Annotated in this window: 22 protein-coding genes and 3 pseudogenes; 11 read left to right on the top strand and 14 right to left on the bottom strand. The window is 71.1% G+C overall.

Annotation, left to right across the window (positions count from 1 at the left end):
• Positions 1-2: 2 nt before the first annotated feature.
• From ACP4J3_RS46165 to ACP4J3_RS46125, 9 genes are all read right to left on the bottom strand, one after another.
• The gene (locus ACP4J3_RS46165) at positions 3-560 is read right to left on the bottom strand and encodes a hypothetical protein (protein WP_426543459.1); all 558 of its coding nucleotides are present in this window, start codon (positions 558-560) and stop codon (positions 3-5) included.
• Entirely contained in the window at positions 557-2218 is a 1662-nt protein-coding gene (locus tag ACP4J3_RS46160) for a class I adenylate-forming enzyme family protein (RefSeq protein ID WP_426543457.1), read from the bottom strand. The genes ACP4J3_RS46165 and ACP4J3_RS46160 overlap by 4 nt, the downstream gene beginning before the upstream one ends.
• Positions 2205-3020, bottom strand: coding sequence for a hypothetical protein (locus ACP4J3_RS46155; RefSeq protein ID WP_426543455.1), 816 nt, complete (start codon positions 3018-3020; stop codon positions 2205-2207). Before ACP4J3_RS46155 ends, ACP4J3_RS46160 begins: the two co-directional genes overlap by 14 nt.
• Positions 3017-4189, bottom strand: a complete 1173-nt coding sequence (locus tag ACP4J3_RS46150) for a beta-ketoacyl-[acyl-carrier-protein] synthase family protein (protein WP_426543453.1) — start codon at positions 4187-4189, stop codon at positions 3017-3019. The genes ACP4J3_RS46155 and ACP4J3_RS46150 overlap by 4 nt, the downstream gene beginning before the upstream one ends.
• Entirely contained in the window at positions 4179-4442 is a 264-nt protein-coding gene (locus ACP4J3_RS46145; RefSeq protein WP_426543451.1) for an acyl carrier protein, read from the bottom strand. The genes ACP4J3_RS46150 and ACP4J3_RS46145 overlap by 11 nt, the downstream gene beginning before the upstream one ends.
• A gap of 8 nt (positions 4443-4450) precedes the next feature.
• Positions 4451-4726, bottom strand: a complete 276-nt coding sequence (locus ACP4J3_RS46140; RefSeq protein WP_190197229.1) for an acyl carrier protein — start codon at positions 4724-4726, stop codon at positions 4451-4453.
• A 75-nt stretch (positions 4727-4801) separates the two neighbouring features.
• On the bottom strand, positions 4802-6229 hold the full coding sequence (locus ACP4J3_RS46135; RefSeq protein ID WP_426543448.1) for a class I adenylate-forming enzyme family protein: 1428 nt from the start codon (positions 6227-6229) through the stop codon (positions 4802-4804).
• A gap of 5 nt (positions 6230-6234) precedes the next feature.
• Entirely contained in the window at positions 6235-7422 is a 1188-nt protein-coding gene (locus tag ACP4J3_RS46130) for a 3-dehydroquinate synthase II family protein (RefSeq protein WP_426543446.1), read from the bottom strand.
• A complete protein-coding gene (locus ACP4J3_RS46125) occupies positions 7419-8267 on the bottom strand; it encodes a 2-amino-3,7-dideoxy-D-threo-hept-6-ulosonate synthase (RefSeq protein WP_426543444.1) in 849 nt (282 codons plus the stop codon). Before ACP4J3_RS46125 ends, ACP4J3_RS46130 begins: the two co-directional genes overlap by 4 nt.
• Before the next feature lie 448 nt (positions 8268-8715).
• Between ACP4J3_RS46125 and ACP4J3_RS46120 the strand changes: the two genes are divergently transcribed.
• Genes ACP4J3_RS46120 through ACP4J3_RS46105 form a run of 4 tightly spaced genes read left to right on the top strand, consistent with a single transcriptional unit; the run spans position 8716 to position 11626 of the window.
• Positions 8716-10083, top strand: a complete 1368-nt coding sequence (locus ACP4J3_RS46120) for an MFS transporter (protein WP_426543442.1) — start codon at positions 8716-8718, stop codon at positions 10081-10083.
• A gap of 49 nt (positions 10084-10132) precedes the next feature.
• A complete protein-coding gene (locus ACP4J3_RS46115) occupies positions 10133-10579 on the top strand; it encodes a DoxX family protein (protein WP_426543440.1) in 447 nt (148 codons plus the stop codon).
• Positions 10580-10595: 16 nt separating this feature from the next.
• Complete coding sequence (locus ACP4J3_RS46110; protein WP_426543438.1) at positions 10596-11003, top strand: Zn-ribbon domain-containing OB-fold protein; 408 nt, start codon at positions 10596-10598, stop codon at positions 11001-11003.
• A gap of 23 nt (positions 11004-11026) precedes the next feature.
• Complete coding sequence (locus tag ACP4J3_RS46105) at positions 11027-11626, top strand: GNAT family N-acetyltransferase (protein ID WP_426543436.1); 600 nt, start codon at positions 11027-11029, stop codon at positions 11624-11626.
• A gap of 18 nt (positions 11627-11644) precedes the next feature.
• Here ACP4J3_RS46105 and ACP4J3_RS46100 read toward each other — a convergent pair.
• Positions 11645-11728 (bottom strand): annotated as a pseudogene (locus tag ACP4J3_RS46100) (IS5/IS1182 family transposase); the annotation flags it as partial.
• A 188-nt stretch (positions 11729-11916) separates the two neighbouring features.
• On the opposite strand from ACP4J3_RS46100, the gene ACP4J3_RS46095 reads away from it, so the two are divergent.
• The 4 genes from ACP4J3_RS46095 to ACP4J3_RS46080 all read left to right on the top strand — a co-directional run bounded on the left by ACP4J3_RS46095 (position 11917) and on the right by ACP4J3_RS46080 (position 16324).
• Positions 11917-12822, top strand: a complete 906-nt coding sequence (locus tag ACP4J3_RS46095; protein WP_426543434.1) for a hypothetical protein — start codon at positions 11917-11919, stop codon at positions 12820-12822.
• A 329-nt stretch (positions 12823-13151) separates the two neighbouring features.
• Positions 13152-13373: a hypothetical protein gene (locus ACP4J3_RS46090; RefSeq protein ID WP_426543432.1), complete on the top strand. Its 222-nt coding sequence runs from the start codon at positions 13152-13154 to the stop codon at positions 13371-13373.
• Positions 13374-13670: 297 nt separating this feature from the next.
• The gene (locus ACP4J3_RS46085) at positions 13671-14543 is read left to right on the top strand and encodes a GNAT family N-acetyltransferase (RefSeq protein ID WP_426543430.1); all 873 of its coding nucleotides are present in this window, start codon (positions 13671-13673) and stop codon (positions 14541-14543) included.
• Positions 14544-14749: 206 nt separating this feature from the next.
• Complete coding sequence (locus tag ACP4J3_RS46080; protein ID WP_426543428.1) at positions 14750-16324, top strand: alpha/beta hydrolase; 1575 nt, start codon at positions 14750-14752, stop codon at positions 16322-16324.
• Here ACP4J3_RS46080 and ACP4J3_RS46075 read toward each other — a convergent pair.
• The 3 genes from ACP4J3_RS46075 to ACP4J3_RS46065 are packed head-to-tail and all read right to left on the bottom strand — an operon-like array spanning position 16321 to position 18657.
• Positions 16321-17010 carry a pyridoxine/pyridoxamine 5'-phosphate oxidase gene (locus ACP4J3_RS46075; RefSeq protein WP_426543426.1) on the bottom strand — a complete coding sequence of 230 codons (690 nt, stop codon included), beginning with the start codon at positions 17008-17010 and terminating at the stop codon, positions 16321-16323. The genes ACP4J3_RS46080 and ACP4J3_RS46075 overlap by 4 nt on opposite strands.
• Complete coding sequence (locus tag ACP4J3_RS46070; RefSeq protein WP_426543424.1) at positions 16994-17452, bottom strand: pyridoxamine 5'-phosphate oxidase family protein; 459 nt, start codon at positions 17450-17452, stop codon at positions 16994-16996. Before ACP4J3_RS46070 ends, ACP4J3_RS46075 begins: the two co-directional genes overlap by 17 nt.
• Before the next feature lie 26 nt (positions 17453-17478).
• Positions 17479-18657, bottom strand: a complete 1179-nt coding sequence (locus ACP4J3_RS46065) for a thiolase C-terminal domain-containing protein (protein WP_426543422.1) — start codon at positions 18655-18657, stop codon at positions 17479-17481.
• Positions 18658-18747: 90 nt separating this feature from the next.
• On the opposite strand from ACP4J3_RS46065, the gene ACP4J3_RS46060 reads away from it, so the two are divergent.
• Positions 18748-20031, top strand: coding sequence for an acyl-CoA dehydrogenase family protein (locus ACP4J3_RS46060; protein ID WP_426543420.1), 1284 nt, complete (start codon positions 18748-18750; stop codon positions 20029-20031).
• Positions 20028-20516 (top strand): nitroreductase/quinone reductase family protein, encoded by a 489-nt coding sequence (locus ACP4J3_RS46055; protein WP_426543418.1) that lies wholly within the window; start codon positions 20028-20030, stop codon positions 20514-20516. The genes ACP4J3_RS46060 and ACP4J3_RS46055 overlap by 4 nt, the downstream gene beginning before the upstream one ends.
• Positions 20517-20781: 265 nt before the next feature.
• Here the strand turns inward: ACP4J3_RS46055 and ACP4J3_RS46050 are convergent.
• A pseudogene (locus ACP4J3_RS46050) lies at positions 20782-20910 on the bottom strand (NUDIX domain-containing protein); the annotation flags it as partial.
• A gap of 232 nt (positions 20911-21142) precedes the next feature.
• Here ACP4J3_RS46050 and ACP4J3_RS46045 point away from each other — a divergent pair.
• Positions 21143-21540 (top strand): annotated as a pseudogene (locus tag ACP4J3_RS46045) (methylmalonyl-CoA mutase family protein); the annotation flags it as partial.
• Positions 21541-22181 lie beyond the last annotated feature (641 nt).

Below are 22181 nucleotides of genomic sequence, written 5' to 3'. Positions count from 1 at the left end.
CGTCAGCCCTCCCCACCGGCGGTCAGGGGCGTGGCGACCCGCATCAGCAGACGGCACGCCTTGTCGCCGTCCCGCAGGCAGCTTTCGGCCCTGTTCTCCGTGAGGGTCACGCCGAGCCCCTCCGACCAGCCCGCGTGGATGTCCGTGCAGGGGCAGCGGTAGCCCTCCAGCGAACCGGCCATCCGCACCATCGTGACGGCGAAGCTGCGCTTCAGGGTGAGCACGATCAGGTCGTCGTCCTCGACCTCGGTGGAGGCGTTGCGCAGCTCCGGCGGGAACATCCGGTCGCCGCAGTCGTCGTAGCGGCGGCGCAGTTCCTCCAGGTCCTTGCGGGTGTCACCGGTGTCGGGGAGCGGACCGCCAAGGCGGGCGACGCGCTGTGCGACCTGCAGGGCGATCTTGCGCAACGCCTCGGCGTTGATCTCGTTGGCGGCCTCCTGCCCGAACCGCGCGACCACTCCCTGGTACCAGTTGGCGTCGTGCTGCCACCACAGCCGGTAGGCCTCACTCGCCCGGGCGCGGTGGTTGACGCCGTCGCCGCCTGCTGTGCTCGTGCTCATGCGGGCTGCTCCTCGGCGACGAACCTGTCGCGCATCACTCGTTTGAGAACCTTGCCGGTGGCGCCCTTGGCCACGTCGTCGGGCCGCATGCGCAGGGCCCGGTGCACCGGGGGGTATCCGGCGGCCGTCAGCACGGAGTTGACGCGCTCGGTCCACGCCTCGTCATCGCCGGTGCCCTCTTCGTCGGCCACCTGGAGCAGCGCGTACGCCTCGCCCTCTCCGTCGCCGTCCCAGTCCGCCCGTACGCCGTCCGGGGCGATGCCGACGACCGTGCAGTCGGCCAGCTCGGGCAGCTCGGCCAGCAGGAGTTCCTCGGTGCGGGTGCTGAAGACGATGCCGGCCCGGGTGCGGACGGCGTCCGGCGCGCGGTCGAGGTGGTAGAAGTTGCCGTCCTCGTCCTGGTGGGCGAGGTCCCCGGTGAGCCAGTAGCCGCCGAGCCGCATCCGGTTCCAGGTCAGCGAGTCGTTCCAGTAACCGGGCGTGAGGGTCGGGGACTTGAGGCCCAGGCGGCCGATCTGTCCGGGCGGCAGCGGGGTGCCGTCCTCGGAGAGTACGGCGGCCTCGGCGAAGCTGATCGGTCTGCCGATGCAGCGGGAGTAGGCGTCGGTGTCCTTGGTGTGCCGGTTGTGGAAGACGGAGTAGCCGGCCTCCGACGAGCCGAGCCCGTCCACGAAGACCGAGCCGTCGACCCGTACGCGGCGCAGGTCCCGGTCGATCTTCTGGTGACTGCCGTGCTGCACCAGGGCGCGGATGTGCGCCTCGTGCGCCGCGTCGCCGGTGTTGAACCACACCTGCACGCTGGACAGGTCACGCCGCGTCAGGTCCTCGGCGGCCATCTCGCCGAACGTCCCGGCGAAGGCCAGCACGGTGGTCGGCCGGAACTCCTCAACGGCGTCCAGCACGTCGGCGCCGCGCTGGCTGGACAGGAGCTTGACGTCGGTGCGCAGCAGCAGGCAGTACAGCAGCGTCGCCACCATGGCGTTGTGCGCGCCCGGCAGCCCCACCAGGGTGCGCTCCATGTCGGTGCCGGTGGAGTAGCGCAGCCGGTGCACCTGGGCGTACATCAGGGTCCGGTGGGTGTGCGGTACGCCCTTGGGCATGCCGGTGGTGCCGGAGGAGTGCGAGATGAGCACCGGGTCGGTCGGGTCGTGCCGGTACGGGTACGACGCCGGCAGCGAGGCGCGGTGCTCCGGGCGGATGCCGGCGGCGGTGACGTGGAAGCCGAGCCCGCAGTCCGCGAGCACCTCGCGATGAGCCTCGTCCGTGAACGCGCCGACCGCGCCCTGGCGGCGCACGTACTCCCGGGCGATCTCCGGGGCCAGATTGCCGTTGACGAACGACGGGATCGCGCCGAGGGACGTCAGCGCCAGGAAGTTCACCGCGAACTCGGCGCTGGAGTACGAGTGGAGGGCGACCGGGTCGCGGGGCCGTACCCCGTGGGCGGCGTACCAGCCCGCGTACGTCTCGACCGCCTCGTACAGCTCGCCGAGGGTCAGCACCTCGGGGCGGCTGCCGTCGGGCGCCTGCCAGGTGCCGTCCGTGCGCAGTACGGGTTCGTCGAGCGGGCGGCCGTACGCCTTCAGGCGCGCCAGGACGTTGCCGGCGCCCAGTTCGGTGTCGGAGCAGATCCGCGCCCGCTCCTGCCTACTGATGAGCATGGGTCTCCGTGTCGTCGGTGGTGTCGGCGGTGTCGGTGGTGAGGAGGAACGCGGCGGGGCCGGGCAGGAGCAGGTTCCCGCCGTCCCGCAGCAGCCGGCGGTGGGCGTCGGCCAGGTCGAAGAGGCCCTGGATACTGCCGGGACGGTTGACGGCCCCGGGGTCCGCGTCGTCGGCGGCGGGCTCCGCCTGCCGGACCGTCACCGGCGTCCCTGCCCCCGGGCGGCCGAGCAGCACCGCGGCCGCCAGACCGGCGGATGCGGGGAGGTCCGGTACCGGGCTGTCGCCGTCGGCGGTCAGTTCCCGCCGCATGGCGGCCAGCCGTTCGCTGCCGCCCAGCTCCACGCCCAGCACCAGGACCCGGTCCAGCTCCGGGTCCTCCAGCAGCAGATCCGCCATGGCCAGCAGTTCGGTCACCGGGTCGTCGAAGGTGGAGATGCTGAACATCTGCCCGGTGATCTGGAACTCCCGGCTGGTGTGGCCCAGTACGGAGTTGGGCGTGGCCTGCATGAACAGCAGCGGGTTGTGGACCTTGCCGGAGACCATGCGCCGGCTGGCCAGGTCGGCGGTGGTGGTGTCGCCCAGCAGACTGGCCAGCGCCACGGCGGTGCGCGAACCGTCACCCGGCCGCTCGGTCAGGCACCGGCTGCTCACCTCGTACGCCAGCGGGCTGAACGCGGACTCCACGAAGCCGGGCAGCCGCGGCAGCGGGATGTCGTCGTCCCGGCCGGTGCCATGCGTGGCCGTAGCCGAGGCGAGGATGCCGAGGGGTCCCCGGAGCACGGTCTTCTCGCTGGTTGTCACGGCCGCTCCAGCACGAGTGCGGTGTTGGCGCCGCCGAACGCGGCGTTGACGTTGAGCGCCCGGCGCAGGTCGGCCCGGCGCGGCCGGTTCGGCACGTAGTCGAGGTCGCACTCCGGGTCCGGCGCGGTGAACCCGGCGGTCGGCGGCAGTACGCCGTCCGTCAGGGCCAGCAGCGTGATCACGAACTCCACGACGCCCGCCGCCTCCAGGAGGTGGCCGGTGGTGCTCTTGGTGGAGCTGACCGGTATCGACTCCGCCCGGTCCGGGAAGGCGGCGCGCAGTCCGCGGGTCTCGGCGCCGTCGTTGTACTTGGTGCCGGTGCCATGGGCGTTGACGTAGCCGAGGGTCGCCCCGTCCGGATCGCCGGCCAGCCGCATCGCCTGTCGCGCCGCCCGCGCCAGCCCCGCCCCCTCCGGGTGCGGTTGGGCGATGTGGTGGGCGTCCGTGGCCGCGCCCCAGCCCACCACCGACGCCAGCGGCCGGGCACCCCGGCGCCGGGAGTGCTCGGCGGACTCCAGCACGACGACCGCCACCCCGTCGCCCAGCAGCAGCCCGCTGCGGTCCGCGCTGAACGGGCGCACCATGCCGTCCTGGGACAGCGCCCGCCCGGAGTCGAACTTCCCGAAGGTCTCCTCCTCCACCAGGTAGCCGCCGCCGCAGACCGCCACGTCGGTCCGCCCGGAGGAGATCAGCCGGCAGCCGTGGATGATCGCGGCGGCGGAGGCGACGCAGGCGTTGGTGAAGGTCAGCCGCGGCCCGGTCAACCCGAGGCGGGTGGCGAGCAGTTCGGCGAGCTGTGCGGGTACGGCGTCGGCGGTCCGCGCGGGTTCGGCGTCGTCGGCCTCCCGCCAGTACCGCGTGACGCTGGTGTGGTCGCCCGCGACGCCGAGCAGGACCGCCGCTGCGGTGCCCGGGCCCAGGCCCGCCATGTCGAGGGCCTGCGTACCGCACTCGGCGAGCGCGTGGCGCAGTGCCCAGTGCTCGACCGCGTCGGGGCCGTCGGGGGCGGCGGCCGCCACCGGCGTACGGTACGGGCCGGTGTCGAACCGGGTGGTGGGCGCGAACGCGGGGACTCCGGCGAAGACCCCGCGCCGCACGGCGTCGGCGCCGTTGCCGAACGCGGTGCGCACCCCGAATCCGGTCACCGTGACCTGACCGCTACGGCTCATCGTGGCCGCCCTCCTCGACGGCACACAGGAACGCGGTGAGCCGCCGCAGTGAGGTGAGCCCGGAGATCTCCTCGTCGCTGGGCTCCACGACCAGGCCGTGGCGCTCCTCGATCACATGCAGGAGCCACACCAGCCCGAGCGAGTCCAGGACGAGTTCGTCGTCCTCGTCGAGGTCGTCGGGCAGCCCCGGGAAGATGTTGCGGTCCGACAGCAGTTCGCGGACGGAGTCGGTGGTGAAGGTGGCCGTACTCATGGCTTCACTCACGCCTTCGCACCGCGACGGATCACCTCGGCGACGAGTCCGCCGAGGGTCAGGGAGGCCAGCGGCTCGATGTCGGTGTCCGGTATCTCCACGCCGAACCGCGACTCCAGCCGCATCGTCAGCTCGATCAGGCTCAGTGAGTCCACTTCCAGCCCGCCGACGGTCATCGGGCTGTCGTCCGTGATGCCGTCGCGGCTCAGCAGGACGTTCATCTCGTCGATGACCGCGGTCAGGACGAACTCGCGGATCTCGTCTTCCAGGGTCGACGTACTCATGATCGGTGTCTCCAGAGAATGATTTCGGTGAGAGGGTCGAGCCAGCAGGGGTGGGGGAGCCGCGCGGTACCCGGCTCACACAGCGGAGTGCGTACGCAGTACCGCCGCCTGGCGCAGCAGCTTCCCGTTGGACGTGCGGGGCAGGGCATCCAGCACCCGGATCACCCGCGGCAGCTTGTAGTCGGCCAGCCGCTCCCGGCACCAGCGCAGCAGTTCCGCCTCGGACGGCTGTTCGGCCCCGTCGGCCACCGCGACGTACGCCTCGGTCACGCCCTCGTGGACCAGGACCGCCTGCTGGACCGCCGGATGCTCGCGGAGCACGTTCTCGACCTCGGACAGGTCCACCTTGAGGCCGCCGATCACGACGAGGGAGTCGGCGCGGCCGTGCACCCGCACCGTCCCGGAGGCGTCGACCGTGGCCCGGTCCCGGGTGTGCAGCCAGCCGTCCTCGTACTGGGTGCCGCCGGAGTCGAAGAGGTACGGCGACTCGTCGAGGGCGACGTCCAGTTCGCCCCGGTGCTCCCGTACCACCACGCCCGGTGCGGCCGGGCCGACCGCCGGCCGCAGGGTGCCGCCGGCGTCCATGGCGACCACGCCGGTCTCCGTGGTGCCGTAGGACTCGCCGACCGCGATTCCGTACCGCTGCGCGAACCGCGCCGCGACCTGCGGGGGCATCAGCTCACCGCCCGAGACCGCGACGCGCAGCTCGGGCAGCGCGGGGGGATCGGAGGCGGCGGCGAGCAGTTCGTAGTGCATGGGCACCCCGAACAGGGTGGTGATGCGGTGCTCCACCGCGGTCCGCAGGATGTCGCGGGCGGAGATCCGCGAGGCGAAGACGACGTGGACCCCGGCCACGAGCGAGTGCAGCAGCCCGGCTATCAACCCGAAGCTGTGCGCCGTCGAGCTGAGCAGCAGCAGCCGGTCGCCCGCCGCCGGCATGCCCGGAATACGGGTGAACCGGTCCACCTCGGCGGCGAGGGAACGGGCGGTTCTGCCGATCACCTTCGGCCGCCCGGTGGAGCCCGAGCTGAACTGGACCAGCCGGTGGCCGGTGCCGGCCGGACGACCACCGCCGAGGCGCTCGGTGACGACCTCGTACTCGGACCGGAAACCGAACGTCGCCCGGACGTTGACACCCGCGCTGACCATGAACTGCGGTCGGCAGGTGGCGCACAGCGCGGCCACCTCGGCCGGTTTGAGCCGGAAGTCGAACAGCAGCACCTGGGCGCCGAGCCGCCACAGCGCGAGCAGCACCTCGACCTGGGTGAAGCTGGGCGGTGTCCGCAGCCCGACGGTGCTGCCCGCGCCGATGCCGTGTCCGGCGAAGACCGCGGCCTGCTTGGCCACCCGCTCGCGCAGCTCGCCCCGGGTGAGGAGCTCCTGGCGGTGGGCCAGACAGGGGAGTGCGTCGTCGTGCGCGTCGAAGAGTCTTCGGACGAGGGAGGTCATGCCGTCGTCGGAGCCGGCCACGTCCGCCGTGAGGTGCGCAGCGAGTTCGCCCATGGGGCTCAGACCTCCTTGCAGAACTCGCCGATGGGCAGGCCGACATGGCGCTTGTCGGTGGCCAGGTAGCCGAGCAGCTCGTCCCCCGGCTGCAGTTCGGTGACGTTGAGGACCTTGCCGCCCGGGCCGAGTAGGCGTACGTGCCAGTCGTCCTGCACGGTCAGACTGACCAGCCGTCCGTCCTCGGCGTGGGTGCGGATCTCCAGCAGCGGCCGGGACTCCAGCTTGGCGCGGCCGACCACCACCCGCCGGGTGCGCCCGTCGGCGCCGACCGCCAGCAGGGCGGTGCCGGAGCCGACCTCGCTGAGGTAGTTGGTGCGGTTGTCGGGGCCGAGCGTGTACGAGTGCAGGGCACCGGCGTTGACCCGGAACGGCCTGGTCGGCATGTACGGCAGCGGGTGGGTCTCGGAGCAGCACAGCACGAACCCGGAGGAGTAGGAGCCGACGAGGATGCCCTCGTCCTCCTCGAAGTGCGAGCAGGTGTCCACGCAGACCCGGTCGCCGAGCCCGACGTGCCGGATGCTTTCCACGGTGAGTGTGGACAGCTCCAGCTGCGGTGTGGTGGCCTGCAGCAGCCGCGCCAGGGCGAACACGTCGTCGGCGCCGCGGGGCGTGAACAGGATGCCGTCCGAGCCGCGCTCCAGCACGTCGAAGACGATCGCCGCCTCCTCCAGGCCGTCGACGACGGTCACCAGCTTGCCCTCGGCCGGCTCGGCCGCGGCGAGCACGATCTCCAGCGGGATCTTGGTCGGATCGGCGAAGTGGATGACGGTGTACGGCAGCGCCATGGCGCCCGCGCACGACAGTTGCAGGGTGCGGTCGTCCCGTACGTCGACGAAGCCGGCGACAGGGGTGCCGGTGCGATGATCGGCGGCGAGGGCGTCCAGCTCGTCCTGGGTGGTGAACTTCCGCAGGAGGACGTCGTATCCGGTGGCGGGCTCGGTCTCCTTCGAGGACTTCGAGGGCTCCTTGGCCGCCTTGTCCTGCGTGTCCTTCGTGTCCTTGTCGACGGCGGTCTTCTTCGCGGCGGCACCGTGGGGCATCAGCACCCGGGTGACCGTCGGCGGCAGGGTGGCGAGCAGTTCCGCGTCGGCGGAGACCACGCCTGCCATCCGGGCGTGGACGGCCGCGTCCACGACCGCCTGGATCTGCTGTCGGGGGACTTCACGGAGATCGATCCATGCGAACCTCATGCGACACCTGCCACGATCGTCGAGTAGTCGGTGGGGGATGTGGTGGGGGAACTCGTGCTCATGCCGGTGGCGCCGCCCGCGTCCAGGGCACGCCCGTGCACGACGGAGGCGAGCCGGGACACCAGCGCACCGGGGGAGGGGGCCGAGAAGATCCGGCGGCCGATGGCCAGCCCCCGGCAGCCGGTGGCCATCACCGCGGAGCCGTATGCCACGAGGTCGGAGCCGTCCGGCGGACCCCCGGCCGCGAGGATTGGGATGGGGCTGTCCGCCACCACCTCGGCCATCCGCTCCAGCGGCAGGGCGACGGAGGTCTTCACCATGTCCGCGCCCAGGTCGGCGGCCACATTGGCCACATGCGCGAGAAGGGCCGGGTCGCGCGGGTCCGTGATCCGGGGGCCGCGCGGGTAGACCATCGCGATCAGCGGCATGCCCCACGCGTCGCAGGAACGCGCCACCGCCCCGAGATCGGCGAGCTGCGCCGCCTCGGTGTCCGAGCCGATGTTGACGTGGACGCTCACCGCGTCCGCACCGAGCCGCAGCGCCTCCTCGACGTCGGCGACCAGGACCTTGGCGTGCACGTCGGCGGAGTGGGCGGTGCTGGCGCTGAGGTGCACCACCAGCGCGCAGCTCTTGAGGATGTCCGGCGCGAAGGCGCGGGCACGCCCCTTGTGGACGATGATCCCGTCGGCCCCGCCGTCCACCAGCGCGCGCAACAGGTCGTCCCACTTGTCGGCGGAGACGATCGGGCCGTCCGAAACGCTGTGGTCGAGCGGCACGAGAAGATGCCGGCCGTCGCCGGCCAGCGAAAGTCTTCTCAAACGAAATAGCTTGCCGGTTTTCAGCATGCGTAATATGCCTTCCCCGTCCGGAGAGTGTTGTCCGCAGTTCCTTCCAATGCCTGGCCAATGTCTGAAAATCGACGGTTGTACAACTTTCAAGTTCCCCTGGGTGTCAGCATTTCGTGCGTGATCGGCCGTTGGCAAGACGTAGTGGCCGATGAATATTCATTCTGGGTCGTGTATGAATATTGACAGGGAGTTGACAGGGGTTGAGGGTTGACGCCCTGGTGGGACGCATACTCAGGGTGATTCGGGCGCAGTTCGATGCATAAGATTGATCTGTCCGAACTTGCGTCTGCATCGGATGTTTCATCTCTGGTAACGCGTGTAAATAGACTATTCCGTCGTCCGGCTTTTCGAACGACGTGGCTTCCTGGTTGAATTCCTTGTCGAAATTCAATTCCCGGGCTTAGGGTGCCGGTGCTTCCCACCCCCCCGTCGGAATGGATTCCCCATGCCCGAATCGCCGTCGCATGTCGCTCCCGTGACTGTCACGTCCCCACCGTCGGCGTCGCCCGGGACCGCCCGGACCGATGCGCCGCGGGTCGCCGCCGCGAGCCTGGTCGGCACGACGATCGAGTACTACGACTTCGCGGTGTACGGCACCGCCAGCGCACTCGTCCTCGGACCCGCGTTCTTCCCCTCCGGCAACGCCACCGTCTCCTCGCTGGCCGCGTTTCTCACGTTCGCCGCGGCCTTCGTCGCCCGCCCCCTCGGTGTCGCGCTGTTCGGGACGATCGGCGACCGCCTCGGCCGCCGCCGCGCCCTGGTCGCCTCGCTCCTGCTGATGGGCGTGGCAACGGTCGGCGTAGGACTGCTCCCCACCTACGAGACCGCCGGACTCCTCGCCCCCGTCCTGCTGGTGACGCTCCGTCTGCTGCAGGGTGTGAGCATGGGCGGCGAGTGGGGCGGCGCGGTGCTGCTCGCCGCGGAGCACGCGCCGCCCGGACGCCGCGCGCTGTACGCGTCCATCCCGAACGTCGGCCCCTCGCTCGGCTTCCTGCTGTCCAGCGCGGTCATCCTGCCCACCCTGAACATCGCGGGCCGGGACGGCTTCACCGACTGGGCCTGGCGGGTCCCGTTCCTGCTGAGCACGCTGCTCGTCGTGGTCGGCCTGTGGGTGCGTACGACGGTCTCCGAGTCCCCGGTGTTCACGCCGCCGGCCGAGGCTTCGGCGCCGGCGAAGGCGCAGGCGCCCGCGCCGGCATCCCGCTTCCCGCTCGGCACGCTTGTCACCCGGCACCCCGGCCGGCTGCTGCTCGGCATCGGCGTCGGGCTGGGCGGCTCGGCCGTCTACTACATCACGATCGTCTACAGCCTCTCGTACGGGCCGAAGACGCTCGGCATCCCGCAGAACACGATGCTGACCGCCGCGAGCGTCGGTGCGGCGGCCGGAATCGCCGTCACCCTCCCGGCCGCCAGGCTGGCCGACCGGATCGGCCGACGCCCGGTGATGCTGACCGGAGCCGTGGGCAGCGTGCTGTGGGCCGTGCCGATGTACGCGTCGCTGAGTTCCCGCGACGCCTGGGTGATCACCGGCGCCTACACGGTCGGACTCGCGCTGCTCGCCCTGATGTTCTCCCCGGTGGCGGCCTTCCTCCCCGAGCTCTTCCCGGCGCGGCTGCGCTACACCGGCGCCTCCGCGGCCTTCATCCTCGCCAACACCCTCGGCGGCGGCTTCGCCCCGCTGGTCGCCACCTGGCTGAACGGCAACTGGGACTCACCACTCGTCCTCGGCTTCTACACCGGCGGCCTCTGTCTGCTGAGCCTTCTGTGTCTGCTGGCCCTGCCGGAGACCCGCGACCACGATTTCGACGCCTGACGGCACAGGCGATTGTCAGGCTCCCCTCATCTGACGTACCGTCAGATACATGGACGCGATCTGGCTCACAGGTGCGCAATGGCTGGCCGTGCTCCGGATAGGCCTCGGGCTGTGGTGGCTGGAGAGCTGGCGGCACAAGGACAAGAAGAGCTGGTTCGAGGGGGCGGGGATCGCCTGGGCGGCGGACGTCGCGGCCAAGCACCGCTGGAACGCCGTGCGGTCCGGCTTCGACGTCGTCGTGGCCCCGAGGCCGCGGACCATGGCGTACGTCGTGCTCTACGCCGAACTCGCCCTCGGGCTCGGGCTCGTCCTCGGGTTCCTCACCCCGATCGCCCTCGTCGGCGGGCTGCTGCTCAACGTCCTCTACTTCACCCTGATGATCCACGACTGGGCCGAGCAGGGGCAGAACTCGATGATGGCGCTGATCTCGGTCGTCGCGCTGTTCGGGATGTCCTGGCAGTCGTGGTCGGTGGACAGCGCGCTGGGGCTGTTCTGATGCCGGGGCTGTTCTGATGGGGGAGCAGCGGTACGACATCCCGGAGGCCGACGCCTTCACCCGGACGTACTGGGACGCGGCGGCCGAAGGGCGGCTGCTGGTCCGCCGCTGCCGGGCCTGCGGACGCGCCCATCACTACCCCCGCGAGTTCTGCCCCCACTGCTGGAGCGAGGACGTCGACTGGGAGACCGCGAGCGGGCTCGCCACCCTCTACACCTGGTCCGTCGTGCACCGCAACGACCTGCCGCCCTTCGGGGCGCGCACGCCGTACGTCGCCGCCGTCGTCGACCTCGCCGAGGGGCCCCGCATGATGACCGAGGTCGTGGAGTGCGCGGACGCCGGGCTGCTGCGGGCCGGCGCGGAGCTGGAGGTCGCCTTTCGGGACGGAGTGCCGGTGTTCCGGCCGAAGACGGTGCCGGGTTGATCGTCAGGGGCTTGAATGGGCTCATGACCATCGCCGGCGGCCGGCCTCACGCCCAGCCCTTTCCCGACCTGTACGGTCACGGCCTGCGTCTGCGTCCCTGGAACGCGGACGCCGAGACGGACGTCGAGACGTGGTTCCGGGGGCGTACCGACCCGGAGTTCCGGCGCTGGAACACCCCGCTGCGGATCACCACCGACCTCGACAGCGCCCGCGACGCACTGCGCACCGCCGTCGAGAACATGGCCGACGGCACCTCGGCGCCGTACTGCATCACCGACGCCACGACCGGCGTGCCCCTCGGGCACATCGGCGTCAACGTCATCAACCCGGTCATGAGCTCCGCCCGCGTCGGCTACTGGGTACTGCCCGAGGCCCGCGGCCGCCGCGTCGCCACCCACGCGCTCGTCATCGCCGCCCGCTGGGCCCTGACCGAACTCGGCCTGCATCGCCTCGAACTCGACCACGCCGTCGGCCACGACTCCTCCTGCCACATCGCCGAGCGGTGCGGCTTCCGCTACGAGGGGACCCTGCGGGGCGCGATGTGGGAGGCGGGGCGGCACGACGCGTACCGGGACATGCACCTGCACGCCCGACTCGCGACCGACCCGGACGTCAGCGCCTAGGCCTTCGGCCGCGGGGGCGCGAGGGCCGCGGCGGGAGCGGATCGGTGGGATGCCGCGCACGAGAGGCTCGAGTGCCTGACTGTCGTGCAGGCTCGCGCCAGAGTTCTTGCCCGGGCCAAGAACGGCTGCCATGTGCGGCCCGTCGTGGCCACGAAGGTGATCGGACTCGGTGCGGGTCCCTGACATCTGTCAGGGACCGTTGGGGACGGCGGCGCCCTAGGTTCCTGTGCGCACCACCTCTGTCTCTCCCCTCCCCGCTTCCTCGTTCACACCCAACGCGAGAGGACGTCATGCGCAAGGCCGTGATCAGCCTGCTCCTTGTGTCGGTCGTCATCACCGGCTGTGACAGCGCCAAGCACCCTCCGGCGAAAGCGGGACCTCCGTCAGCCGCAGGAGCCCGGCAACTGACCGATGCCGAGCAGTTGCGCATCTCGGACGCACAGCAACGGCTGATCGGCGCGTGCATGAAACGCCAGGGTTTCGAGTTCTGGGAGGCCGAGCGGCTCAGCCTGGAGGAGAGCCGCACGCTCGGCTATGTGCTGGACGATGTCGCCTGGGCCCGCAAGTACGGGTACGGCAGCCGCCTCCGGGCCAAGGATGCCGCCGCCCGGGCCGCCAACCCCAACCTCGCCTACCGCAAGCGGCTCTCCGAGCAGCGGCGCCAGGCCTACGACGAGGCTCTGGACGGCGGGGTCGACGTGCCCGTCATCGCCGTCGAGATCCCCGGTGGCGGGAGCGTGCGCAAGCAGATGGGCGGCTGCGTGGCCGAATCCGAGAAGAAGCTGTACGGGGATCCCCGGGAGTGGTTCCGCGCGGAGAAGACCGCCGGGCATCTCCGCGCGCTCTACGTGCCCCGGGTGCTGGCCGACCAGCGGTTCTCGGCAGCGCAGAACGCCTGGTCGCGGTGCATGAAGCGGTCTGGCTACGACTACAAGGACCCGGGAGCCTCCCGCCGGTCGGCGGTCGCACAGTCCGAGCGGGTGGCCGAGCCCAAGGTCTTCGAGGCCGAGCGGAAGCTCGCCGTGGCCGACGCCACCTGCGCCAAGGACACCGGCCTTCGCTCCATCGGCGAGGAGCGCGAGAGCCACTACGTCGCCCAGCTGCGCGACCGCTACGGGGAAGCCCTCGACACATACCTCCGGTTGCAGCACCGAGCGCTCGACCGCGCCAAGAAGATCGTCGGCCCTCGGGCCTGACCACCCATCACCTCCACGACGGGTTCGTGGAACCGCATGCCTCACCAGAGGCGGACACCAAGGAGTACGTCATGCGCAGATCAGCCATAGCCGCCACCGTCATCGCCCTGACATCCCTCGGGCTCATGGCACCGACCACCTCTGCCGCGGCGGCGGACGACAACCTTTGCGCGGCGAGATGGCCGGGCCGTGACGGCAATGTGCGGGCTTGGATCGACTGGGGCTGTAACGGGGATCGGCCTCTCGGCGTGACGCCGGGAGACGATCGCTTCTGGGGCGATGACGTCGGCCCCTTCCAAAGGCCTACCAACATATTGGCGTCCTCCGTGATGAACAGCGGGTTCATCGGAGGCAGGGACGTCGTCGCCTTCTACGCCGAGAAGGACTACCAGTACCAGCTGGGCTACGTCTGCCTCGCTCCGGGAGAGAAGTGGGCCGACAACCTCACGGACAACTTCTTCTACAACACCGGGAAGGTCGTGAACGACAGCATCAGGTCCCACCGGTGGGTCACCGCCTCCGAGTGCGCGGCGGGCAGCTGGCTCACCTGACCGGAAGCGGTACCTGATTCGACGCCGCAGGAGGGCCCGCCGGTTTTCCGGTGGCCCCTCCTGCAGGCGGGTGTTGCGCTGACCCTCGTGCGCGTCCTGGCTCGTCCTTTCACGGTGCAGGAAGGTCTTGTCACGCCGTCGCTCAAACTCCGGCGGAATGCCATCGCCGTGGCATACGCCGCGAACCCGTGAACCCCGTGCCCGCCAACCCCCGCCTGAGAGTGGAGCTTTGTGTCGGCTTCGTGTCCGCGGCGGAAATGGGTGCACAACTCCCTCCCGGGCGAGGGATCATGAGGTATGCGCCCGGACGACTGGTACTGCACCCAGGACCTCACCGCCTTCCTCTCCCACGCCGGCGGCTTCCTGCGCTCACGCCCCGACCTGCACACCGTCGCCCTGACGGTGACCGAGACGCTGCGCACGGGCGGGCTGCGGGCGTACGGCGACGAGGCGCCCGTCTTCGGCGCGCTGGAGCTGAGCGGGCAGGTACGGGCCGCCTACTTCCGCACCCCGCCCCACCGGCTGAGCGTCACCCCCCTCACCCCCGACGAGGCCGACGCCCTCGCCGCCCACCTGGCCGCCCTCGGCCACCGGATCCCCGGCGTCGTCGCGGCCCGCGAGACCGCCGAGGCCTTCGCCGCGGCCTGGCGCCGGCACGCGGGGGCCCGGGGCACGGTCGTCCAGCGTCAACGGCTGTACCGGCTCGGCAACCTGACCGTGCCGCAGCCGGTTCCGGCGGGACGCGCGCGGGTCGCGGTCAAGGCCGACCGGGAGCAACTGATCCGTTGGCACGACGAGTTCGTCGAGGCCGCAGGCAATCACACCTCCCGCGCCGCCACCGTATGGGCCGACTCGCGCATCGCCTACGGAGGCGTCACCTTCTGGGAGAGCGAGGACGGCACCCCCCTCGCCATGGCCGGCGTGACCCCGGTGGTCGCCGGCCAGGTCCGGGTCACCCCCGTCTACACCCCGGCCCCCTTGCGCGGCCGCGGCTACGCGGGGGCGGTCACGGCGGCCGTCAGCCGGGCCGTGCTCGCCTCCGGCATCCGCGAGCTGGTGCTCTTCACCGACCTGGCCAACCGGACCAGCAACAGCCTCTACCAGCGCATCGGGTACCGGCCGGTGGCCGACTTCGCCGCTTACGACTTCCGGGGGGCTCGGGGCGGGTAGGAAACGGCCCGGGACCGTCCGGCCGGTGGCCTCTTGAACAAGACGGCGCCGAGCCGGTCCCGGTTGTGCGACTCGAGGACCATCCGGCAGGGCTGTCCGTCCATCCAGGGATGGAGCAACCTCTGACTCCTCGATGGATTCACCCAACTCCCCTTGCGCGAAAGGGTTGACGCGTCCCATCCGCGACAACCCCGAGGACCCCCCACGTGCGCAGCAGTCGAATAGCCTGTGTCCTGGCGGCCAGTGCCGTCGCCACCCTGGTACCCGCACTCGCACCGGCCACGGCATCCGCCGCCGCGGATCCCCTGAGCCCGTACCTGCGGCAGAAGCCGGCGTGGCAGCGCTGCGACAGAGAGATGCCGGCGAACTTCCAGTGCGCCACCATCAAGGTGCCGCTCGACTACCGCCGCCCCGGCGGCAAGAAGCTCGACCTCGCGATATCGAGGCTGAAGACGAGCACCAGGGCGGAGCGCCGCGGCGTGCTGCTGCTCAACCCGGGCGGGCCCGGCGGTCCGGGAGTCGACCTGCCGCATTGGCTGGCGAGCGACCTGCCCAAGAGCGTGAAGGCCAAGTACGACCTCGTGGGCTTCGACCCGCGAGGCGTCGGCGAGAGCTCGGGCGTCGGCTGCGGCATGACAGATGAGGAACAGGAGTGGCAACGGGCGTACAGGCCCCAGACGTTCGCCAAGGACGTGAAGTGGGCCCGCACCGTCGCCGAGAAGTGCGAGGCCAAGCAGGGCGACAAGCTGCGGCACATCACCACCCGCAACACCGCCCGGGACATGGACGTGATCCGGGCCGTGCTCGGCGAGAAGAAGATCTCCTACCTGGGGTACTCGTACGGCACCTACCTCGGCGCGGTCTACACGCAGATGTTCCCCAAGCGCTCCGACCGCTTCGTGCTGGACAGCGCCGTCGACCCGGCCCGGGTCTGGCGCGGCATGATCCAGATCTGGGCGGAGGGCACCGAACCCGCCTTCACCAAGTGGACCGAGTGGACCGCGAAGCGCCACTCCACCTACAAGCTGGGCAAGACCCCCGAGGCGGTCCGCAAGACCTTCTACGACCTGGTCGCGCAGGCCGACCGCAAGCCCATCGACCTCGACGGCGAACTGCTCACCGGAGGTGACATCCGCGCCGGCAGCCGTGCCGCGTTCTTCGAGGTGCGCTACGCCGCCGAGATGATCGTCGAGCTGAAGAAGGCCGCCGAGGGCAGGGCCCCGTCCCGAAAGAGGGAGAGCGGGACGTCCAAGCCGGTTCCGCCGTCGTTCGGCCGGGCGGCCGAGCCCGAGGACAATGGCACCGCCGCCTTCTGGACCGTCGTCTGTGCCGACACCCGCAACTGGCCGCGCGACCCCGAGCGGTACCGCAGCGACGCGATCCGGGACCGGGCCAAGTACCCGCTCTACGGCGACATCGCGTCCAACATCAAGCCGTGCGCGTTCTGGAAGAAGGGCAGCGAGCCCGCCACCAGGATCGACAACAAGGTCGGTGCGCTGATCCTGCAGAACGAGTGGGACTCCCAGACCCCGCTGGCCAGCGGCCAGGGCCTGCGCCGGGTCATGAAGGGCGCCAAGATGGTCACTGTCCTCGGCGGCGTCGGACACGGCATCTACGGCAGCAAGTCCTGCGCGGACAAGACGGCCACGGCCTATCTGACCACCGGAAAGCTGCCGACGAAGGACACGACCTGCAAGGCCCCGCCGCCGGCCCGCGACCGCAGCACCGACAACCCGCTGCCGCTGCCGACACCTCCGGGCATTCCGGGCCTGGCCGGCTAGGGCCACAGCAGTTGCTTGGCCCACCGCTCCGTCCGCCCCTCCTCCGTCCGCCCCTCCTCCGTACGGCGATAGACGAGCCGTACGTGGCGTCGGGCCGCGTCGCCCTGGAAGAACTCGACCGTGTCGGGGCGCAGGCGGTACAGCGTCCAGGACGGGACCGGGGCGTCCGGTTCGCACTGGGCCCGTTCCCAGGCCGCCTGTGACGCCCGCGCCAACTCCTCGAGCGAGGAGAGGACTTCGCTCTGGCGGCCGGTCAGGGCCGCCGCCAGGGCGCCGGTGGAGCGGGCGTGCAGGTCGGCCTGGGACTCGGCGGACGCCGCCGCCGTGACCGGTCCGCGGACGCGCACCTGGCGGGCCTGGGCCGGCCAGTAGAAGCCGAGGGCCGCGTACGGGCGGGCGGCGAGCTGGCGGCCCTTGCCGCTGCCCGCGTGGGACGCGAAGGACCAGCCGGAGGTGTCGGCGCCGTGCAGCATCACGGTCCGTACGTCCGGCAGGCCCTCCTCGTCCGCCGTGGCCAGGGACATCGTGTGCGGCTCCACCTGCCCGGCCGCGACGGCCTGAGCGAACCAGGTCGTGAACAGGGCCAGCGGGTCGGCGGGCGCGGTGGCCGGGTCGAAGGCCGGCAGGTCGGTGACCGCCGGGTCCCACACCCGCAGCGACCTCAGCAGCTCATGAAGATCGGGCATCCTCCGGAGCGTAGTCGGACACGGACCCGAGGTCGGACGACACCCAGCGCTCGGGCCGCATACGGATGACCACGCTCTCGCCGTGGTTCTTCTGAGCGAACTCCACGTAGGAGTCGACCACCTCGGCCGGCAAGTAGCGGGCCGACATCTCCCGGAGCTGCTCGACGGTGAGGGGGGTCGTCTCGACGACCGGCCCCTCCACCGACACGTATCGGACGGTGGGTTCGGTCCGGTCGACCAGCAGCGAGAACCGGCCCGCAGCGCTGATCAGCTCGTTCTTACGGGAGTCTCGCCCGGTCGTGATCCACACGTCGCCGCCGGGCTCGTACTGGTACCAGATCGGCACGCTCAGCGGTGCCCGCCCCGCGCCCGCGTCGACCGCCAGCGCGGCGATGTGGGGCTCGGCCAGGAACTGTTCGCGCTCTTCGCGGGTCAGGGCCATGCCTGACTCCTTTCGGTTCGGTCGTCTCAATCCCTCCCCAATACCAACGTCCCCGACGAACAGAACCATCCCCCGGTCCCCGACGCGACCCCGAGCCGCGGCGGCTCCCCGGTCCGCCCCCGCCGCCACACCTGACGCTCCCCGCCCTCGCCCCGCAACTGCCGCACCGCCTCCACCAGCAGAAACAGCCCGCGCATCCCGGGATGCTGGGCCGAGAGACCGCCCCCGTCGGTGTTCACCGGCAGTTCCCCGCCCCGCACCAGCAGCCGCCCCTTGTCCACGAACGCCCCGCCCTCGCCCTTGCCGCAGAAGCCGAGGTCCTCCAGCGTCACCAGGGTCATATAGGTGAACGCGTCATAGAGCTCGGCGAAGTCGATCTCGTCCGGCCGCACCCCGGCCCGCTCGAAGGCGAGCCGTCCGCTCACCGCCGCCGGGCCCGTGGTGAAGTCGGGCCACTGAGACATCGCGGAGTGCGAGACGTGCTCCCCGGCGCCGAGGATCCACACGGGTGCCGTACGGCAGTCCCGTACGAACTCCTCCGCGGCCAGCAGCACCGCCGCCCCGCCGTCGGAGCGGATGCAGCAGTGCAGCTTGGTGAAGGGGTCCGCGATCATCGGGCCCGACAGGACGTCGTCCACGGTGACCGGGTCGCGGAACATCGCCTCCGGGTTCAGGGCCGCGTTCGCCCGCGCCTGGACGGCCACCTGTGCCAACTGCTCGATCGTCGTGCCGTGTTCGACCATGTGGCGGCGGGCGGCCATGGCGTACTTGGCGATGAGCGTGTGGCCGTAGGGGACCTCGAACTGCAGCGGGCCACGGGAGCCGAAGGACAGGTTCCCGGTCCGCCGGCCCGCCTTGATGTCGGCCCGGGCCGTTGAGCCGTAGACCAGCAGCACCGCGTTCGCGTGCCCGGCCGCTATCGCGTCCGCCGCGTGCGCCGCCATGACCTCCCAGGTGGAGCCGCCGACGGAGGTGGAGTCGACCCAGGTGGGGCGCAGGCCCAGGTACTCGGCCACCTCGACGGGGGCGAGGGTGCCGAGACCGGCGGAGGCGAAGCCGTCCACCACCGCGCGGTCCAGCCCCGCGTCGGCCAGTGCCCGGCGGGCCGCCTGGGCGTGCAGGGCGTACGGGGTGGCGTCGTCCACCCGACCGCAGTCGGAGAGGGCCACACCGACCACGGCGACTTTCCGGCTTCCGGGACTCATGAGCGGCCTCCAGCCTCTGTGCATCTCGTGACGGCCCTCCTAATATGACGGACCGTCAGATGTGGCGGGAAGAGCCGGAGGGCAGACCCCATGGATGCCAGCTTCACCCCCGAGCAGGACGAGATCCGCCGCACCCTCCGCGAGCTGCTGCTCAGGCGCTGCGGCCCCCGTGAGCTGCGCGCGGCCGTCGACACCCCCGCCGGACACGACCCCGCCCTGTGGAGCGCCCTCGCCGAACAGCTCGGCCTGCCCGGGCTCGCCCTGCCTCAGGCGTACGGCGGTGTCGGCTGCTCGGCGACCGAACTCGCCCTCGCCTGCGAGGAGACGGGACGGGCGCTGGCGCCCACCCCGCTGCTGGCCACCGCCGTCCTCGCCGCCCCGCTGATCGCCGCCCTCGGCACCGAGGCCCAGCGCGGCGCCCTGCTGCGCCGCCTCGCCTCCGGCGCGCTCACCGCCACCCTCGCCGTCCCCGGCGCCGCGCTTGCCGCCGCGCTCGCCCTCACCGGCGACAACGGCGGTGAGTGGGCCGGCGGCGGACGTGCCGGGGGTGTGCAGGCGCGGCGGGTGGAGGGGGGCTGGCGGCTGTACGGGCAGGCCGATCAGGTGCTGGACGGGCACAGCGCGGGGCTGCTGGTGGTCGCCGCGCACGCCGGGGGGTTCGCGCGGTCGCGGACGCTGCTGTTCCTGGTGGCGGGGGACGCCGCCGGGGTCGTACGGCTGCGGCAGACCGCCCTCGACGCGACCCGGCCGCAGGCGCGGGTCCAACTGCGCGACGTGGACGCCGAGTTGCTGGGCGAGGAGGGCGCGGATGTGCTCGGTGCGCTCACCGCGGCGGGGGACGTGGCCGCCGCCGTCCTCGCCTGCGAGGCCGTGGGGGCCGCCGACCGGGCGCTGGAGCGGACCGTGGAGTACGTCCGGCAGCGGGAGCAGTTCGGGCGGGCGATCGGGTCCTTCCAGGCGGTGAAGCACCGGCTGGCGGACGTGTATGTGGCGGTCCAGGCAGCAAGATCGGCGGCGTACTACGCAGCCTGGGCTGCAACGCCCCCAAGGGGCACGGGGCTGTATCAATGTGCGGCTCCGCCGCGGGGCGCGACCAGCCACAACGAACCCGCGGACGCCGGACGACACACAGCGGCACCCCCCGAGGCGCGCCTCGCCCTCGCCCAATCGCTGGAAGCGCTCCGCACCGCCTCCGCCGAAGGGATCCAGCTCCACGGCGGCATCGGTTTCACCTGGGAACACGAGGCGCACCTGTACTTCAAGCGGGCCGCCGGTGACGAACTGCTCTTCGGGCCGGTGCACCGGCTGCGGGCGCACGCCGCCGACGTGGCCCGGCTCTTCGAGGCGTCGGATCCTAAGGAGGTGGCGGTGTGATCGGCGTGCCCGTGGTCGTGCGAGCCGTGCAGAAGGTGTCCTCCACGCGGGGCTTCGCCAAGGTCGCCCCGCATGTCATCCCGGCCCTGGACCGCGCCGTGCACCGGCTCACGCGCGGGAAGGTGCTGCTCAGCGCCCAGATGCTGCCCGGCGTGATCCTGACCTCCACCGGCGCCCGCAGCGGGCTGCCGCGCCGTACGCCGCTCGCCTGCATGCCCGAGGAGGACGGCCGCTCCTGGATCCTGGTCGGCTCCAACTTCGGCCGCTCCGGCCACCCCGCCTGGACCCACAACCTCCTCGCCCATCCCGACGCGGAGGTGAGCTGGAAGGGGCGGGACATCCCCGTCAGGGCACGGCTGCTGGCGGGGGAGGAGCGGGCGGACGTATGGAAGGGGCTGCTTGTGTTCTGGCCGCCGTATGCGACGTATCAGAGCCGGGTGCAGCGGGAGATCAGGGTCTTCCGGCTGACGCCCGTGGAGGGCTAGATGGTGCAGGGCGGGAGGTTGCTGACAGGCGAACCGGTCTCCGTGCCCCGGAGACATCGCCCGGCGACGCACATGCTCTCGCCGGTGTCGGGGACCTGACCAGCCGAATCACCCGCGCTGACCATGCCCGCGCACTGGCCGACATGGCTGAGCGGTCCGGCCTTGCGCGGCGAGCATCTCGGAGTGGTACCGCTGTCACCCGACGCGAAGGCATCCCACATGCATGCACGTCCAACTGTTCGACGGGGTACAGGGTGAACGGGTGCACACGCTCTGCCGGATCGCGCAGCAGTACTTCGGCCGCGACGCGCTTGCGGGCCTGCTTGACGTTGCCCTCGGCCAGGTAGGCGTTCCAGGCGTCGGTGTCGGCAGGGTCGGGAGCGGTGGGCCTCACGATGGAGTGCTTCCCGGTGACGGCGGGGTCAGATCGGCATGACCGTGGAGACCGGTCTGCCTTCAGATGGTGGCGGTTGTTGAAGCAGCCGTTTGCCGCCGCGCAATAGGCGCACCCGCCCAGCCTCGCGGTCCGCTCTCGCCGCCTGAAGCCGGACTTCGAGCAGGTACAGGCGGCGGGGCTTGGCGAAATCCTGCCGGGGCGCGGTAGCGCCATCACGACACTGCACGCTCAGATAAAGGAGCGGGGGCTGCGCGCGCACCCGGACGGGCGGCACCCCATCGGGCCGATCACGTCCGGGATTCTGCGGGGGATCGAGGACGGTTGGTTCACCGGGGAGATCGCCGAGCGGGTGGTGGGCGTGAACGTCCACACCGGTCCCGTCACCGGGGACATGGAGATCCTGCGGGTCAGCCATGAGGTGGAGCAGGTGCGGGTGCCGGCCGCGCGCAAGGAGGGCCGCGGTGAGGCCGCGGTCCGGGGGCGCTGGACGGGATGCTCGCTGGCGCCCGTAGCGGCAGCAACATGATCGGGCCGATGTTGGACGCGGTGCGGGTCGAGGCGACGTTGAGGGAGATCTGTGGGGTGCTGCGGGAGGAGTGGGGGGTGCACACGGAGCCGGCGAGATTCTGGTGCCGGTTGTCGTTCTCCTCGCTGCCGAATGGTCCATGCTGCTTGACTGGATTCGGTCAATCTTCTGCGCTGTCGAGGGCTCGAGGCTCCCATGCATCCACAGTTTGCGCACAAGTAATCCGCAGTGTGAGCACGTAAATTGCACGTGTCGGGTGCGAACATCCGGCAAGGGGGATTTTGCGCCACGTCGCCCTGGTCCCGAAGTCGGCACTGTCCCGCCTTGGTTACTCGCGCGTATGGTGATCGCCGCGTTGGGCGGATCCTGACCAGTCCGTCAGTGCGCGCGTCAGTCAGCGACCGGGGGAACGGTGTCGCTGCGGGGGAGAGCCTGCCATGCCGCAGTGCCTGCATGTCGCGTGTCCGGCTGCGGCCTGCGCCTAGGCGTTTCCGACGCCGAGACAGGTCACGCCGTTCGTTCTTGACACCGTTCGAGCCTCATCGGGGGCTTCCGGCCTGTTCCTCAGGACGAAAGGCATGCACCTTTGCGCTCCAGGCAATCAAGGTTTGTCATAGGCAGACCAAGACGTTCCCCTCTGCTCGGGCGAGCTGTTCCCTCCCTCCGATGGCGTCCCTTGACGTGGTGTAGCCGATCAAGGTGAGGGGGTGCGCCGGGGGCGTATGCCGATGGGTTTTCGCTC

Origin of the sequence: Streptomyces sp. UG1 (assembly GCF_049974585.1) — a bacterium.
GTDB lineage: Bacteria > Actinomycetota > Actinomycetes > Streptomycetales > Streptomycetaceae > Streptomyces.
The sequence above is the reverse complement of the archived record's forward strand: the minus strand, read 5'-3'. Positions and strand labels throughout refer to the sequence as shown.